The sequence below is a fragment of the Lysobacter sp. GCM10012299 genome, assembly GCF_042649405.1.
Classification (GTDB): Bacteria; Pseudomonadota; Gammaproteobacteria; order Xanthomonadales; family Xanthomonadaceae; genus Lysobacter_J.
The window spans coordinates 587,683-602,171 of the sequence record NZ_JBHRZC010000003.1 but is presented as its reverse complement, the minus strand read 5'-3'; the positions used below and the strand labels follow the sequence as shown (position 1 = coordinate 602,171).

General features: G+C 68.4%; 12 protein-coding genes. 4 read left to right on the top strand and 8 right to left on the bottom strand.

Annotation, left to right across the window (positions count from 1 at the left end):
- Positions 1-25 precede the first annotated feature (25 nt).
- Positions 26-1,336 carry a sialidase family protein gene (locus tag ACFOPO_RS10675; RefSeq protein WP_386703173.1) on the top strand — a complete coding sequence of 437 codons (1,311 nt, stop codon included), beginning with the start codon at positions 26-28 and terminating at the stop codon, positions 1,334-1,336.
- Positions 1,333-1,764 (top strand): GFA family protein, encoded by a 432-nt coding sequence (locus ACFOPO_RS10670; RefSeq protein WP_386703172.1) that lies wholly within the window; start codon positions 1,333-1,335, stop codon positions 1,762-1,764. The genes ACFOPO_RS10675 and ACFOPO_RS10670 overlap by 4 nt, the downstream gene beginning before the upstream one ends.
- A 12-nt stretch (positions 1,765-1,776) precedes the next feature.
- Here the strand turns inward: ACFOPO_RS10670 and ACFOPO_RS10665 are convergent, their stop codons facing one another.
- The 8 genes from ACFOPO_RS10665 to glyQ form a co-directional block, all read right to left on the bottom strand.
- Positions 1,777-2,220, bottom strand: a complete 444-nt coding sequence (locus ACFOPO_RS10665) for a nuclear transport factor 2 family protein (RefSeq protein ID WP_386703309.1) — start codon at positions 2,218-2,220, stop codon at positions 1,777-1,779.
- An 80-nt stretch (positions 2,221-2,300) separates the two neighbouring features.
- Positions 2,301-2,501 carry a hypothetical protein gene (locus tag ACFOPO_RS10660; RefSeq protein ID WP_386703171.1) on the bottom strand — a complete coding sequence of 67 codons (201 nt, stop codon included), beginning with the start codon at positions 2,499-2,501 and terminating at the stop codon, positions 2,301-2,303.
- A 4-nt stretch (positions 2,502-2,505) separates the two neighbouring features.
- A complete protein-coding gene (locus ACFOPO_RS10655; protein WP_386703170.1) occupies positions 2,506-3,018 on the bottom strand; it encodes a GNAT family N-acetyltransferase in 513 nt (170 codons plus the stop codon).
- A gap of 25 nt (positions 3,019-3,043) precedes the next feature.
- Positions 3,044-3,760: an SIMPL domain-containing protein gene (locus ACFOPO_RS10650; protein WP_386703169.1), complete on the bottom strand. Its 717-nt coding sequence runs from the start codon at positions 3,758-3,760 to the stop codon at positions 3,044-3,046.
- 40 nt (positions 3,761-3,800) lie between these two features.
- Positions 3,801-7,682: a translocation/assembly module TamB domain-containing protein gene (locus ACFOPO_RS10645; RefSeq protein ID WP_386703168.1), complete on the bottom strand. Its 3,882-nt coding sequence runs from the start codon at positions 7,680-7,682 to the stop codon at positions 3,801-3,803.
- Between the two features lie 7 nt (positions 7,683-7,689).
- Positions 7,690-9,486, bottom strand: coding sequence for an autotransporter assembly complex family protein (locus ACFOPO_RS10640; protein ID WP_386703308.1), 1,797 nt, complete (start codon positions 9,484-9,486; stop codon positions 7,690-7,692).
- An 81-nt stretch (positions 9,487-9,567) separates the two neighbouring features.
- Positions 9,568-11,634 (bottom strand): glycine--tRNA ligase subunit beta, encoded by a 2,067-nt coding sequence (gene glyS, locus ACFOPO_RS10635; RefSeq protein ID WP_386703167.1) that lies wholly within the window; start codon positions 11,632-11,634, stop codon positions 9,568-9,570.
- Between the two features lie 22 nt (positions 11,635-11,656).
- On the bottom strand, positions 11,657-12,565 hold the full coding sequence (glyQ, locus tag ACFOPO_RS10630; protein ID WP_386703166.1) for a glycine--tRNA ligase subunit alpha: 909 nt from the start codon (positions 12,563-12,565) through the stop codon (positions 11,657-11,659).
- A gap of 146 nt (positions 12,566-12,711) precedes the next feature.
- On the opposite strand from glyQ, the gene ACFOPO_RS10625 reads away from it, so the two are divergent.
- Positions 12,712-13,449, top strand: a complete 738-nt coding sequence (locus ACFOPO_RS10625; RefSeq protein ID WP_386703165.1) for a glutamine amidotransferase — start codon at positions 12,712-12,714, stop codon at positions 13,447-13,449.
- Positions 13,450-13,514: 65 nt separating this feature from the next.
- On the top strand, positions 13,515-14,417 hold the full coding sequence (locus tag ACFOPO_RS10620; RefSeq protein ID WP_386703164.1) for a hypothetical protein: 903 nt from the start codon (positions 13,515-13,517) through the stop codon (positions 14,415-14,417).
- Positions 14,418-14,489 lie beyond the last annotated feature (72 nt).

Sequence of the window (14,489 nt, the reverse complement as noted above, 5' to 3'; positions counted from 1 at the left end):
GTGAAGAGCGCGCTAGGCTTGCGCGATGAAGCGCGCCCCGATCAAGCCTGCCCTCCTTGTCCCGCTGTTGCTGCTGCTGCCGGTCGCCTGCGACCGCGCGGCCCCCACCAGCGCCCCCTCCGCCGAAACCGGCGCGCCCACGCCCACGCCGGCTCCGCCGGCCGTGGCCACGCAGGCCGTGGCCGAGCCGTGGTCGCTGCCGTCGGGCCTGGACCTGGCCGCGCAACCGGATCTGGTGCGCGCGCCCGACGGTTCGCTCGTGCTGGCCTGGGTCGAGGGCGAAGGCGACCAGCACGCGCTCAAGTTCGCGCGTTACGGACAGGGCGCGTGGGGCGATACGAAAGTGATCGCGCGCGGCAACGACTGGTTCGTCAACTGGGCCGACACGCCGCACGTCGCCGTGACGCCGGACGGCGCTCTATGGGCGCACTGGCTGAAGAAGTCGGCCAAGGCGCCCTACGCCTATGACGTTGCACTCGTTCGCAGCGGTGACGACGGACGCACGTGGTCGCAGCCGGTGCTGGTCAACGACGACGGCACGCCGACGGAACACGGCTTCGTGTCGCTCTGGCCGGCGTCGCGCGATCGCATCGGTATCGCCTGGCTCGACGGCCGCAACAGCGGCGGCGGCCATGGCCATGGTGGCCACGAAGGCCACGGCGGTGCGATGACCTTGCGCGCCTCGCTGTTCGACGCAGCGCTCAAGCGCGACGGTGAACGCGAGCTCGACACGATGACATGCGATTGCTGCCAGACCGACGTCGCCCTCGGCAGCCGCGGGCCGCTGCTGGTCTATCGCGATCGCACGCCCGAAGAGATCCGCGACATCGCCATCACCCGTCTGCAGGACAACGCCTGGACGCCGCCGCACCCGGTCCATGCCGATGGCTGGAAGATGCCGGCGTGCCCGGTTAACGGCCCCTCCGTTGCCGCCGACGGCGATGCCGCACTGGTGGCCTGGTACACCGCCGCAGCCGACATGCCCGCGCTGAAGCTGGCGCGCAGCAACGATGCCGGCGACCACTTTGCCGCGCCGCTGACGGTCGACCAGGGCATGCCGGTGCAGGGACGCGTCGACCTCGCCATCGACGGCAACAACGCCTGGGTGCTCTGGCTGCGCGAAGATGCCGGCGTGCAGTCGCTGCACCTCGCGCGCTACGTGACCAACCTCGGACGCGAACTGCAGCGCGTCGAAGTCGCGCGCCTGCAAGGGCGCGGCCGCGCCACCGGCTTCGCCCAGCTGGCACTCGGCGACGACGGTGCCTACGTGGTCTGGACCGACGTCGTCGACGGCAAGCCACGGCTGCAGGGCCAGCACTTCCGGTTGGCGCCATGACCGCGCACGTCGTCCATGCCAGTTGCCATTGCCGTAGGCTGGTCATGCAGGCGACGCTCACCCGCGCCGCCAGCGACTACGCGCCTCGCGCCTGCGATTGCGATTTCTGCCGCAAGCACGGCGCGGCCTGGCTGACTGATCCTGCGGGAAGCCTGCGCCTGCAGCAGCATGGTCGCGACGCCGCCGTGCACTACCGCCAGGGTTCCGACCAGGCCGAGTTCCTGGTCTGTGCCCATTGCGGCGTGCTGGTGATGGCGACTTACCGCAGCGAAGAGCGCCTGTTCGCTGCGCTCAACGTGCGCACCATCGATGACGCCTCTGGTTTTGCGCCGGAGCAGCTCGCGCAACCGCGACTGCTCAGCGCAGAAGACAAACCACTGCGCTGGCAGCAGCTCTGGTTCGCGGACGTGCGCATCGAGGTCGACTAGCTACGTTCCGCGCTACCGCGGCTTCTGGTACCACAGCGCGTTGACGATGATCCAGCGGTCGCCGAACTTGCCCATGTGGAAGAAGTCCACGAACCAAGGTGTCTCCGCGCGCACCACGGCGGCATTGCCGGCGACATCCAGCACGGTGCACGACCGGTTCCACTGATTTTTCGGCGTCTTCAGCGCGCCCTGCCTGGTCAGTTCGACCAGTTCTTCCTTGCTCATCCGGCGCAGGCCAAGGCGCTCATCGGGCGTATCACCGAGCACGCGACGCTTGGCGAGGTCCGGGTGCAGCGATCGGGCGACGCGCGCGGGATCGCCTTCCAGCTGGCCGTCGACGTAGTCGAAGCAGGTCGCCTCGAGCGCAGCGCGGGTGGACGGTTCGATCGCGGCAGGCGAGTACGTGGCAGGCGGCACTGCGGCCGTGGCGGTTGCGGCGGCGAACACCAGGCTCATCAGGGGCATGGGCGACTCCTTGCGTTGGGGGACGGCGCGATCATAGGCATCCACTGCAACCGCGCGCCCCTGCCATTGGATCAGGCCGCGCCACCGTTGCTTTGCCCGAACGCCACCCGGGTCGCCTCGGCACCGCGCAGGGGGCCGGCAGACGTTTCGAAGGCAGTGGCTTCGAACTGGCGCTGGAACCCGTCCTTCCCCGATTGGCGATACCCAAGCGCCAGCACGGCGACGGCGGCCAGCACCGTAACCGAGACCAGTATCCCGGTGATGTCAGTCAAAGCGTCACGCGTCCAATTCGAACAACTTCAGCTGCTCCGCATCCGCGCCCAGCCGCACCATCTCGCGGAAGCTCAGGCCGATGCGCTCGAGCACCTTGATCGACGCCTGGTTGTCCGGCGACACGATCGCCAGCAGTTGCGGCATCGCCAGCGTGCGCAGTGCATGGTCGCGCACGGCTGCGCAGGCTTCCACCGCGTAGCCGCGGCCCCAGTAGCGGGGCAGGAATGCGTAGCCGATGTCGGCGGCTGGCAACGTGTCGCGGCGGATCAGGCCGCAGGTGCCGACCGGAACATGCGAGTCCTTCAGTTCCACCAGCCACAGTCCGTAACCGTTGCGTGCGTAGCTGTCGCCCGGGCTGGTGCGGATGTAGTTGAGCGCGCTGTCGAGGTCGCTGACGCCGCGGTCGCCGATGTTCTGCAGGAACGACGGGTCGGTTAGCAGTTCGAGGATGAAGGGCGCGTCGGGCTCGGTGATCTCGCGCAGGTTGAGCCGTTCGGTCTGCAGGATGATGGCCATGGTTCCGGATTCCAGACGATTGATCTCAGCGCTTCAGTTCGAACACTGCCTGGATCGACTCGCGGTACTCGACTTCGGGCTGCAGGTAGCGGCCCTGGATGCGGGTGCCGGTCACTTCGATCCGGTCGAGCGTGGTGGACCCGCCGTAGTTGTAGCCTTGCTGCAACTGCGCCGACAAGCTGTTGATGCTGTAAACCGGGCCCAGCTGCGCGCTGAACGAGGTGGCCAGTTCGCCGGCACGCAGGCGGGCGTCGTCGACCGCCTTGCGCTTGGCATCGTCGCGAAGCGCCTTGGCCTGGCTCGATTCGAAGTCGACGTCGCCGATGCCGCTTGCGCCGGCACCCAGGCCGAAGTCCAGCAGCTCGTTGAGGCGGGTCAGGTCGTTGAGCACCACGGTCACGTTGCGCTCGGCAAGGAATCCGTTCGACACCGGCTTGCCGTTGTCGTTGTAGTCGATGTCTTCCGATGCCGACAGGTCGGAAGCCCGCACCTTGTCGGCACTGATCGGGAAGTTGTGCAGGCCATCCAGCAGCGCATTTACCGCCGCATCGACCTGCTGCTTGGCAGGCAGCGGCCGTGCAGCGCGCTTGGAGAAATCGAAGCGGATGCGCGCGGTATCGGGCTTGGCCGAGACCTTTCCCTCGCCGGTGACCACCAGGTGCGGGCCGTCGGGCAGCGGTGTGCCGGCCAGTGCCGTCGTCATCGGAGCGAGCAGAAGCATTGCCAGCAGTGTCGAGCGCATCGTCGTCCTCCCCGGGGAGCGGGCAGGCTAGCACGACGCGCTACTTCTCCTTGCGCCAGTTCAAGGACGCCCGGTTCTCCAGCGTGCTCGATTCGATCTGCACGTCGAAGCCCTTGCGCAGCAGGTACTTGAGCATCACCACCTGGCCGGTGCCGAGCAGCGACACGCCATAACCGACATACAGGCGCGGCGAGATGTTCTTGCCGATGCCGAGCACGCTGCCGCCGAGCGCGCGGCTGTCGCTGACGCCGGCCTCGTCGAGGCCGAGCTTGGCGCCCAGCTGCGAAGCGATCAGGCTGCCACCGGCCGACAACGCCGCGCTGGCCGCATTGAGCTGCTTGCTTTCGTCGGTGCTCGCACTGGCCAGCGGGCGGCCGAGGGTCAGGTAGGCCAATGCCTCGGACTGCGAACTGGCCGGGTCCGACCAGACGGTCGCGGTCGGCGCGCTGGCGCGGCCGCGGATGTCGACGCCGGCGGTGACATCGCCGACGACGCGCTCGGCGCGAACGTTGAGGATCGGGTCGGAGACCGGGCCGTTGGACCACGACAGCTCACCGCGGGTGATGTCGAGCTTCTGCCCGTACGCCTTGTACTGGCCCTGCACCTTGAGCTGGCCACTCGCGGTCATCTCGCGACCGGGGTGCGAGCGCACGCGCATCTTGCCGCCGAGGCTGCCGTCGAGACCGAAGCCGTTGAGGCGCACGTCGTCGCCCAGTGCCAGGGTCAGGTCGAGTTCGAGCGGCGTGTCGCCGGTGTCTTCGGGGTCCTCGGGGTCGAGCACGACGACATCGGGCGATGCCGACACGCCCTGGTCGAGTCGCTCCAGGTCGATCTTCGCCGACGGCACGGTCACCGTCCCGGTGACCTGCAGCGGTTGCCCGGCGGCGTAGCGCACCTGGATGTCGGGGCTGGCCACGGCATGCAGGTCGCGCGTGTCCGACACCAGCACGTTCTGCCCACGCAGGTTCAGCGCCAGCGGGGCATCCATGTTCTGCCAGTTGAGCGAACCGTCCACATTGAGGATGCCTTCGCCCGAGCGCACCTGGCCGTCGATGCGCGCGCTGCCGTCGGGCAGGGCGTTGAGGCGGACGTCGCCGTCCTCCAGCACGATCGCGAGCGAGGGCAGCTCGGTGGTGAACTGCGACAGATGTGCCTGGCCGCCGAGCTGCGGGCGCGCACGCGTGCCGGCCAGCGTGATGCGTGCATCGAGGCGGCCCTTGGGCTCGACGATGTCGGGCGAGAACAGCTCCATCCACACCAGCTCGTCGGTGTTGACCGACACCTCGCCGGCGATCGGCGCGAAGTCGTCCCAGCCGGTGGAGATGCGCGCATCGATGTGGCCGCCGCTGTTGAACGCGGTGCTCAGCTCGGCATTGATCTTCCTGGGGTCGAACGTCGCATTGAGCAGGAGGTTGTCGTAGCTCAGCATCTCGCGGCGTGAGCGCTCGCTGTTCTTCAGGCCACCGCCGGCCGAGCGCAGGTTGAACTGGCCGCGCCAGGCATTGCCGACCGGGCGCAGCTGGCCATCGAGCGAGATCTCGCCGCGCAGCAGCCACGGCCGGCGTTCCTCGCGCTCGGGCAGGTACGGCACCAGCAGCGTCAGGGGCAGTGCCTGGCCGCGCACATCGAGGCCGCGCCGCGGCCAGTCCGCGCTGGCGCACAGCGAGCCGCCGCCGCTGGAGGTGAAGCAGCTGTTGCTCAACGCACCGTTGCGGCCGTCCCAGCGGAAGCGTGCCGCCTGCTGCAGGCGCCACGAGGCGCCCTTGGCCGGGGCCAGGTGGAAGGAGGCCAACGCGCCTTCCCACGTCGTGCCGCGCTTGTTGGCGTTGCCAGCCAACTCGAGCGTGCCGATGTCACCGCGCGCCTGTGCCTGCAGCTGCAGCGCTTCTACCGCACCGCGCGCATCGACCGTCAGCGAGGACACCGGCACGCCGACATCGAGACCGCTGGCGCGCACCGCAATCGCACCGTTGCCGCGCTGCCACGGCAGCCGTCCCTTGGCGCTCAACGAATCCGCGCGGTAGTCGCCGTACTTGAGGCCGCTGCCGGTGAGGTCGGCGACCACGTCCGGCGCCGTGCGCGGGCCACTGAGCTTGAGCGTGCCGCGCAGCGAGCCGGCGCCGTCCGGCAACAGGTCGCTCAGCACCAGCGGGGAGAACTTCGCATCGATATCGAGATTGCTGGCGACCTTGCCCTTGGCGTCGATGCGGCTGCCGCCGAGCGACAGCGCGACATCGCCTTCGTACGCGGTCTCGCCGCCGGCGGTGCCGGCGCCGTGCATGGCGAAGCGGCCCTGTCCCTTCAGCGGCCGGTTGCGCAGACGACCGCCGAGGTTGGTCGCGTCGACACCGACCTCGAGCCCGCCGTCGTCGCGCGTGTTGCCCTTGGTCGCCAGCTGGCCGTTGATCGAGCCCTTCCAGTCCGGCGCGAAGTAACCCGGGTCGAATCCGGCGAGGCGGGCATTGATGTCCCAGCCCAGTGCCGGCGCCCAGGCCACGCTGCCAGTGCCGTCGAGGCTGCCGCTGGGCATGGTGGCCTTGAGCGTCTTGAGCTGCATGCGCTCGTCGTTGCCGCGGCCGTCGAACTGCACCAGTGCCTTCTCGCCATCGCGACTGAGCGTGGCGTTACCGATCGCCGCCCAGGCCTTGAGCGTGCCGGCGAAACCGAGGTCGGCATCGGCACCGATCATCGGCGACGCTTCCGGCGCTCCGCCGGCCGTCTGCGTCGTGCTTTTCTCGCCGCCCCATTTCAGCTCGCGCGCATTCACTGCAAAGCGGAAGCTGGCGTTCTCCGGATCCTTGAAATCGGCATGGCCGCGCAGCGTCACCGCGCCATCGAACACGCGCAGCGCGAGCGGTTGTACATCGAGCACCTGGTCCTCCAGGCGCACCTTCGACGGCAGCACGGTCGCGACCAGGTCGCCCTGGCGGAACTCGCCGCGCAGGTTGGCGTTGCCGCCGATGCCGTCGGCGCTGAAGCTGCCGAACAGCAACTGGTCGTCGTCGCTCTTTTCCGCAGCCGTGACCAGGCCCAGGTCGAGGCCTTCGGCGTCCACGACGACATTCCAGCGCGGGTCGTCCTTGCCGCGCAGCACCAGGCTCGCATGCAGCGGCGCCGGCACGTGGCCGGCGATGGCGACGTTCATCCGCGACAGGTCGCCGCGCGCGACCAGGCCGATGCGCGCCGGCGTGCGGCCATTGGCGGCGGCGAGCAGACCGCTCGCGGTGAGGTTGGTGCGGTAGTCCTCGCGCGGTACGTAGTCGCCGTTGAGGTTGAAGCGGCCGTAGCTGCTGTCGAGGTACAGGCGTTCGACATGCAGCTTGCCCTGCTGTGCATCCAGGCCGGTGCGCAGGGTGCGGATGTTGATCAGCTCCTTGCCTTCCTGCGAGACGAGGAAGCGGTCGACGCGCACGTCATCGGCCTGCAGCTCCAGCGGCGGCGCGATCTCGGGCAGCACTTCCGGCCAGCGCGGCATCTCGAACGGCTCGTCGCTCCTGGGCAGCTCGAGGTGTGCGTTGGCGATCTGCAACGCGTCCAGGCGCAGGCGCTTGCGGATCAAAGGGCGGATCGCCGGATCCAGGTGCACGCGGTCTGCGGTGAAGACGATGCGGTCATAGGTGAAGCGCACGCCATTCATCGTCAGCGGGCCCGACAACGGGCCGTCGACCGAGCGCCACGACAGCGCCGCGTTCTCCGGCAGGCGCGACACGATCTGCGCCAGCAGCAGGTCGCGACCGCCGATCGAGGTCAGCAGCCAGTAGACGAACGCGGCCAGCGCCAGCGTCAGCACGCCGGCGAGCAGGCTCGCGCGGATCGCCAGCCAGCGCAGGCGCGCGCGGCGGCGCTGGCGCAGTTCGGCGATGCGCTCCTCGTGCGGGTCGGGAGGCGTCGGGCTGGAGCCTTGCGGTGTCTGTTCGCTCATGACCACCTCACCAGTCTGCGCCGATGTTGAGGTAGATCTCGTACTGCGAGTCCGGGTCGTTCAGGCCGTGTGCGATGTCGAACCGCACCGGCCCCACCGGCGATTTCCAGCGCACGCCGAAGCCTACGCCGGTGTGGATGTCGGGCGTGTCGTCGAAGGCATCGCCGGCGTCGACGAAGCCGGCCGCGCCCCAGGTGTCGTTGAAGTAATGCTCGAACTCGACCGAGCCGGTGAGCACGTTCTTCGCGCCCAGGGCGTACTTCTTGCCGTCGCTGCCAATGGTGCTCGGCCCGACTTCGCGATAGGCGTAACCGCGGATGCTGCGGTCGCCACCGGCGAAGAAGCGTAGGCTCGGCGGCATGTCGACCAGCGCATTGGTGAACGTGCCGCCGGCTTCGGCGCGCACGATCAGGCGGTTGCTCGCGCCCATGCCGTGGTACCAGCGGCCCACGGCCCAGGTCTGCAGGAAGTTGGCATCGGAGCCCACGCCCTCCAGCCCGCCGCGCACCTCCACCGTCAGGCCGATCGCCTTGCGCGGGAAGATGCGGTCGTCGGCATCGATGTAGTCCGCGCGCAGCGACGGATACAGGAACGTGGCGTTGCGGTACTGCACCGGCGTGTTGACGTCGCCATCGTCGTCGGCGACGTAGGCCCAGCGCTCGCGCAGTGCGTGGATCGAGGCGATCGCATTGAGGCGCCGGTTGATCTGGCCGCTGCGGCTGGCGACCAGTTCGACCTTGCGCGTGTCGATGTAGTCGCTCTGTTCGTCGTAGTACTGGGCGCTGAAGGTGTACCAGCCGTCGAGCCAGGCGAAGGCAGGGATGCGGTACTGCACCGTCGCGGTCTTGCGCGTTTCGGTCCAGTCGATCTGGCCCAGTGCCTTGTGGCCGCGGTCGTTGACGTAACGGCGCTCCATGCCCAGTCGCACACCCGCGCCGCTGTCGGTGCCGTAGCTGACACCGGCGGTGTAGACGGTGCGCTTGGCGGGCGTCAGGGTCACCAGCACCGGCACTTCGTTATCGACCGCTTTGTCCGGGTCGGGCTCGATCTCGATGGAAGAGAAGTAGTCCAGCCGCGCCAGCGATTCGCGGAAGCGGTCGAGCTTGCCCTGGTGGTAGTAGCTGCCCTGTTCCCAGTAGACGAGGTTCTCGAGCAGGCTGTTGCGGATGATCTGCTGCGGCGTCTGCACGAAGGTGATCGGGCCCATGTCGTAGCGGCCGCCGCTGGTCCAGACCAGGTCGATGTCGGCAGCGTGCTGCGCACGCGTGACTTCGACCCGGCGCGAGGTGAAGTCGGCATCGAAGTAACCGCGCTCGGCCAGGCGGCGGGTGATCTTGGTCTTGCTCGCTTCGTACTGCGCGTGGTCGAAGATGTCGCCGGTCTGTGGCCGGAACGCCGCCAGGTCTTCCTTCAGGTATCGGTCTTCGCTGCCCTCGCCGATGATGGCGATGTCGGCGCGGCGCACGCGCACCGGTTCTTCCAGCGTGACAGTGACGATCACCTTGGTGTTGTCGCCACTGCCTTCGCGCGTGACTTCGATCTTCGGCGAGTAATAGCCGAACGGTTCCAGCGCCTCGCGCGTCTCGTCATCGGCCTCGCGGACCAGGTAGCCCAGGCGACGCCCGGACAGGTCCTTGCCGATCGCCTGCACCAGCGACAGCGCGCCCCGCACGTTCAGTGTTTCCGCCTCGCCCAGGCCACGGATGTCGACCGCCGTGACCTTCGCCGCCTGGGCGGACCCGGCTGCGGCGATCGTCAACACGGCGGTGGCCAACAGGCGGGCGGGCCAGTAATGGGGGCGCATCAATGCAGGATAACCGGGCTTCATCCATCAGCCAGTGAACAATCCGTGAGCCGGCCGCGGCACTGCAGCCGCGGCCACGGTTTACATCGACAGGTGTTCGATCGCGGCCACGCTGCCCAGTCGCTCCGAAAGGCGCTTGAGCAGGGCGAGGCGGTTGTTGCGGATGCGCGCGTCGTCGACGTTCACCATCACGCCGTCGAAGAACGCATCGACTTGCGGGCGCAGGCGCGCGAGGCGGCCGAGCACGGCCACGTAATCGCGTGCGTCGAGCAGCGGACCGGTATCGGCCACCGCGCTGTCGACCGCTTCGCCCAGCTCGCGCTCGGCCGGTTCGACGAACAACGCCGGGTCGATCGCATCGGGCACTTCGCCCTCGACCTTGCGCAGGATGTTGCGGATGCGCTTGTTGGCCGCGGCCAGCGCCTCGGCCTCGGGCAGCTTGGCGAATTCGCCGATGGCGTTGAGGCGACGGTCGAAGTCCGGCAGCGAATCGTGGGCGACGTTCTCGACTGCGTCGAACTGCGTGCTGGCCACGCCGCGATCGGCGTAATAACCGCGCAGGCGGTCGTAGACGAAGCTGGTGATGTCGAAGCTGCTGATGTCCTTGCCAGCGACCGGCTGCAACGACAGCGCGCGCTCGACGAGATCGTGGAGCACCACGTCGTGGCCGCCCTCGAGCAACGTGCGCGCCAGGCCCAGCGCATTGCGACGCAGTGCGAACGGGTCTTTGTTGCCGGTCGGCTTGAGCCCCGCGGCGAAACCGCCGGCGAGCGTGTCCAGGCGTTCGGCAATGGCGAGGACCTGGCCCAGCGGGCTCGGCGCGATCGCATCACCGGCGAAACGCGGCATGTAGGCCTCGTCGAGCGCGTGCGCGACTTCCAGCGGATGGTTCTCGACCGCAGCGTAGTAACGGCCGGCAATGCCCTGCAGTTCCGGGAACTCGCCGACCAGGCGCGACTGCAGGTCGGCCTTGGCCAGCAGCGCGGCCTCGCGTGCCTGCTGCGGGTCGATACCCACCTGCGCGGCCACCATTTCGGCCAGCGTCGCCACGCGCGCGACCTTGTCGGCGATCGAGCCCAGCTTGTCCTGGTACTTCACCGTCTTCAGGCCGTCGTTCATCGCCGACAGGCCCTGCTTCATGTCCTCGACGAAGAAGAACTTGGCGTCGGCGAAGCGCGGGCGGATCACGCGCTCGTAGCCCTTGCGCACTTCGCCCTCGTCGCGCGACTCGATGTTGGCGATGCCGATGAAGTGCTCGCTGAGCTTGCCTTCGGCATCGAGCACCGGGAAGAACTTCTGGTTGGTTTCCATGGTCGCGATCAGCGCTTCCTGCGGCACCGCCAGGAACTGCCGCTCGAAACTGCACGAGACCGCCTTGGGCCACTCGGTGAGGCCGTTGACCTCCTCGAGGATGCCGCTGTCGATGCGCGCGCTGCCGCCGGCCGCGGTCGCTGCGGCATTCACCTCCAGCACGATGCGCTCGCGGCGCTCGTCCGGATCGGCCAGCACCTTGGCGCCACGAAGGAACTCAACGTAGTCGCCCGGCGTGCTGAACCACACCGGCTTGTCGTGCATGAAGCGATGGCCGCGGCTCATGCGGTCGCTGCTCACGCCAAAGAGCTGCGCATCGACCACGTCCTTGCCGTGCAGCAGCACCAGCCAGTGCACCGGGCGGGCAAAACCGTAGTCGTGGTCGCCCCAGCGCATCGGCTTGGGGATCGGCATCGCCGCGACTGCTTCGCGCAGGATCTCCGGCAGCAGGTCGGCGGTGCGCGCGCCCGGCTTCACCGCGCGGTGGACGAAGCGCTCGCCCTTGCCGTCGCTGGTCTTCTCCAGCGCGGTCCAGTCGATGCCGGCCTTGGCCGCGAAGCCCTGCAGGGCCTTGGTCGGCTGGCCGTCGGCATCGAGCGCGATGTTGAGGTACGGGCCGAGCACTTCGGATTTCTGCTCCGGCTGCTCGTCGGCGACGCCGGGCAGCAGCACGGCCAGGCGGCGCGGCGTGTACAGCGGCTTGGATTCACCACGGGCGAAGGCGACGCCGCGCTTGCGCAGGCCATCGATGACGCCGTCGAAGAAGGCCTGGGCCAGGCCCGGCAACGCCTTGACGGGAAGTTCTTCGGTACCCAGTTCGATCAGCAGCGGTTTCATGTCGTCACGTTTCTCGTTCTTCTCACGCAGGCTGCTGCGTCTTCTTCAACACCGGGAAGCCAAGCTTCTCGCGCTGCGCGTAATAGGCCTCGGCCACGCCCTGGGCGATGCGGCGCACGCGCAGGATGTAGCGCTGGCGTTCGGTCACGCTGATCGCGCGACGCGCATCGAGCAGGTTGAAACTGTGGCTGGCCTTGCAGACCTGGTCGTAGGCCGGCAGCGGCAGGCCCAGTTCGATCAGCTTCTGCGCTTCGGCCTCGCACGCGTCGAAACGGTGGAACAGTTCGGCAACGTCGGCGTGCTCGAAGTTGTAGGCGCTCTGCTCGACTTCGTTCTGGTGGTAGACGTCGCCGTAGGTCACCGGCGTTCCGTCCGGCCCATGCGTCCAGATCAGGTCGAAGACGTTGTCGACGTTCTGCAGGTACATGCACAGGCGCTCGAGACCGTAGGTGATCTCGCCCAGCACCGGACGGCATTCCATGCCGCCAGCCTGCTGGAAATACGTGAACTGCGTCACTTCCATGCCGTTGAGCCAGACTTCCCAGCCCAGGCCCCAGGCGCCGAGGGTCGGCGATTCCCAGTTGTCCTCGACCAGGCGCAGGTCATGCACCAGTGGGTCCACGCCGAGCGCCTTGAGCGAGTCGAAGTACAGCTCGACGATGTTGTCGGGGCTGGGCTTCATCGCCACCTGGTACTGGTAGTAGCGCTGCAGGCGGTTCGGGTTCTCGCCGTAGCGGCCGTCGGTGGGGCGGCGGCAGGGCTGCACGTAGGCCGCATTCCACGGCTCCGGGCCGAGCGAACGCAGGAACGTGGCCGGGTGGAACGTGCCGGCGCCGACCTCCAGGTCGAGCGGCTGGATCAGCACGCAGCCCTGGTCCGCCCAGAAGGCGTTCAGTCGCTGGATGAGCTGCTGGAAGGTAGGTGCGGCCATGGTTCCCGATTGGCGTGCTGCAAAGCGCGCTAGTATAGCCACGGGCCTTGATGCCGCTGGTTTTTTTGCCCTTCCGGCCTGCGCCCAGGCGCTTGTTGCCTGTCGCCGGATGTCGTCGTTCCACCCTTGCCTATGTTGTCTGCACCGTGACCCATCGCCACAAGCGGCCATTCCTGATCGTCGAAACCGGCCAGCCCGTTGCCTCGATGCGCCGCCATCGCGGCTTTCCCCATTGGATCCGCGTCGCCGCCGGCCTCGAGGCCGACGAGGCGGTGGTGGTCAATGTCGAAGGCGGCCAGGCGCTGCCGGGCCGGGAAGGTTTCGCCGGCACCATCATCACCGGGTCGGCGGCGATGGTGACCGAGCGCCGCGACTGGAGCGAGCGCAGTGCGCAGTGGCTGCGCGACGCCGCCGAAGCGGGAATGCCGCTGTTCGGCATCTGCTACGGCCACCAGCTGCTCGCGCACGCGCTCGGCGGCGAGGTCGGCGACAACCCGGCCGGACGCGAGATGGGAACGATTGGCCTGGAGCTGCACCCGCACGCCGAGCACGACCCGCTGTTCACCGGCCTGCCGGCGCAGTTCGCCGCACAGGCCACGCACCTGCAGACCGTGCTGCGCGCGCCCGAAGGCGCGACCGTGCTGGCCCGCTCGTCGCAGGACGATTGCCATGCCTTCCGCTGGGGCGAGCGCACCTGGGGCGTGCAGTTCCATCCGGAGTTCAGCGCCACCCACATGCGCGGCTACGTCCAGGCCCGCCAGGACGCGCTGCAGCGCGAAGGCCGCTGCGCGAAGACGATGGCGCGCGATGTCAGCGCGACACCGCATGCGCGGCGAGTGCTGCGCCGGTTCGTCCGGCATGCGCGCGGCCTGCACGATCATTAGCTTTGCTTGCGGTTCTGAAGACCGCGGCACCGATACATCTACAACTTTCGAGAATGGAACCAGCGATGACGCAGATTCGCAAAGTGCCGGTGCGCCAGGGTTTGGCCTGGTTCGTCCAGGCCATCAACGTCGGCCGGCGCAACCCACGGGCGGTATTCGGCGCCGCCTTGCTGTTCATCTGCACGCTGTACGGCGTCGGCCTGGTCCTGGTGGTGCCGGTGGCGCTGCTGGCCCGTTCCGGCCAGCCGGACATGATGCAGATCATCCCGGCGATCTCGGCGGTCTTCATCGGGATGGTGTTCCTGCTGCCCATCCTGCTCGGCGGCCTGATGCATGTCGTGCGCGAGGCCGAAGCCGGGCGACCGGTGCGCGCGCGCGACCTGTTCGCGCCGATCCGGCAGAAGAAGGCGGGCACGCTGGCCTTGATGGGCCTGATCCAGATCGGGCTGGCGATCGTCGGCGGCGCGCTGGTCGGCCTGCTCGCCGGCAGCGACTACTGGACCAGCTACCTGGCCGCCGTGCGCGGCGCGATGAGCGGCTCGGTCCCGGTGATGCCGCAGCCCGACCATCCGGGCCTGCTGATGGCCGCGCAGCTGCTGTTCAACTACTTCAGCTACGCGATCATGCTGTTCTCGGTGCCGCTGATGCTGTTCGCCGGCGCCGGCCTGTCGGCGGCGGTCAAGGACAGCCTGCGCGCATCGGTCTCCAATGTCGGTGCCAACGCGCTGGCCGCGCTGTTGTTCATCTGCGGCGTCGCGCTGAGCGCGCTGGTGCTGCTGCTGGTGTCGGCAATGCTGTCGCTGATCGGCGGTCTGTTCGCCGCGGTGCTGGTGCTGATGGTCTACATCGCCTACGGCGCCGCCGTGCTGGTGGTGCTGGTGGCCGGCAGCTACTACGCGTGGCGCGACACGTTTGGCGACGAGAGCGTGGCGGCGGTGCCGCCAAGCCTGGACAGCATCGAGGTCTGATGACGAAGAAGCCCCGCGGAAGCGGGGCTTTTTTGTGCGGTCCGGGACCTCGCCGGGAACCCGGATGCGCTG

Coding starts and splice junctions, on each gene's coding strand:
- ACFOPO_RS10675 (WP_386703173.1), top strand. CDS start 26: ATGAAGCGCGCCCCGATCAAGCCTGCCCTCCTTGTCCCGCTGTTGCTG.
- ACFOPO_RS10670 (WP_386703172.1), top strand. CDS start 1,333: ATGACCGCGCACGTCGTCCATGCCAGTTGCCATTGCCGTAGGCTGGTC.
- ACFOPO_RS10665 (WP_386703309.1), bottom strand. CDS start 2,220: ATGAGCCTGGTGTTCGCCGCCGCAACCGCCACGGCCGCAGTGCCGCCT.
- ACFOPO_RS10655 (WP_386703170.1), bottom strand. CDS start 3,018: ATGGCCATCATCCTGCAGACCGAACGGCTCAACCTGCGCGAGATCACC.
- ACFOPO_RS10650 (WP_386703169.1), bottom strand. CDS start 3,760: ATGCGCTCGACACTGCTGGCAATGCTTCTGCTCGCTCCGATGACGACG.
- ACFOPO_RS10645 (WP_386703168.1), bottom strand. CDS start 7,682: ATGAGCGAACAGACACCGCAAGGCTCCAGCCCGACGCCTCCCGACCCG.
- ACFOPO_RS10640 (WP_386703308.1), bottom strand. CDS start 9,486: ATGCGCCCCCATTACTGGCCCGCCCGCCTGTTGGCCACCGCCGTGTTG.
- glyS (WP_386703167.1), bottom strand. CDS start 11,634: ATGAAACCGCTGCTGATCGAACTGGGTACCGAAGAACTTCCCGTCAAG.
- glyQ (WP_386703166.1), bottom strand. CDS start 12,565: ATGGCCGCACCTACCTTCCAGCAGCTCATCCAGCGACTGAACGCCTTC.
- ACFOPO_RS10620 (WP_386703164.1), top strand. CDS start 13,515: ATGACGCAGATTCGCAAAGTGCCGGTGCGCCAGGGTTTGGCCTGGTTC.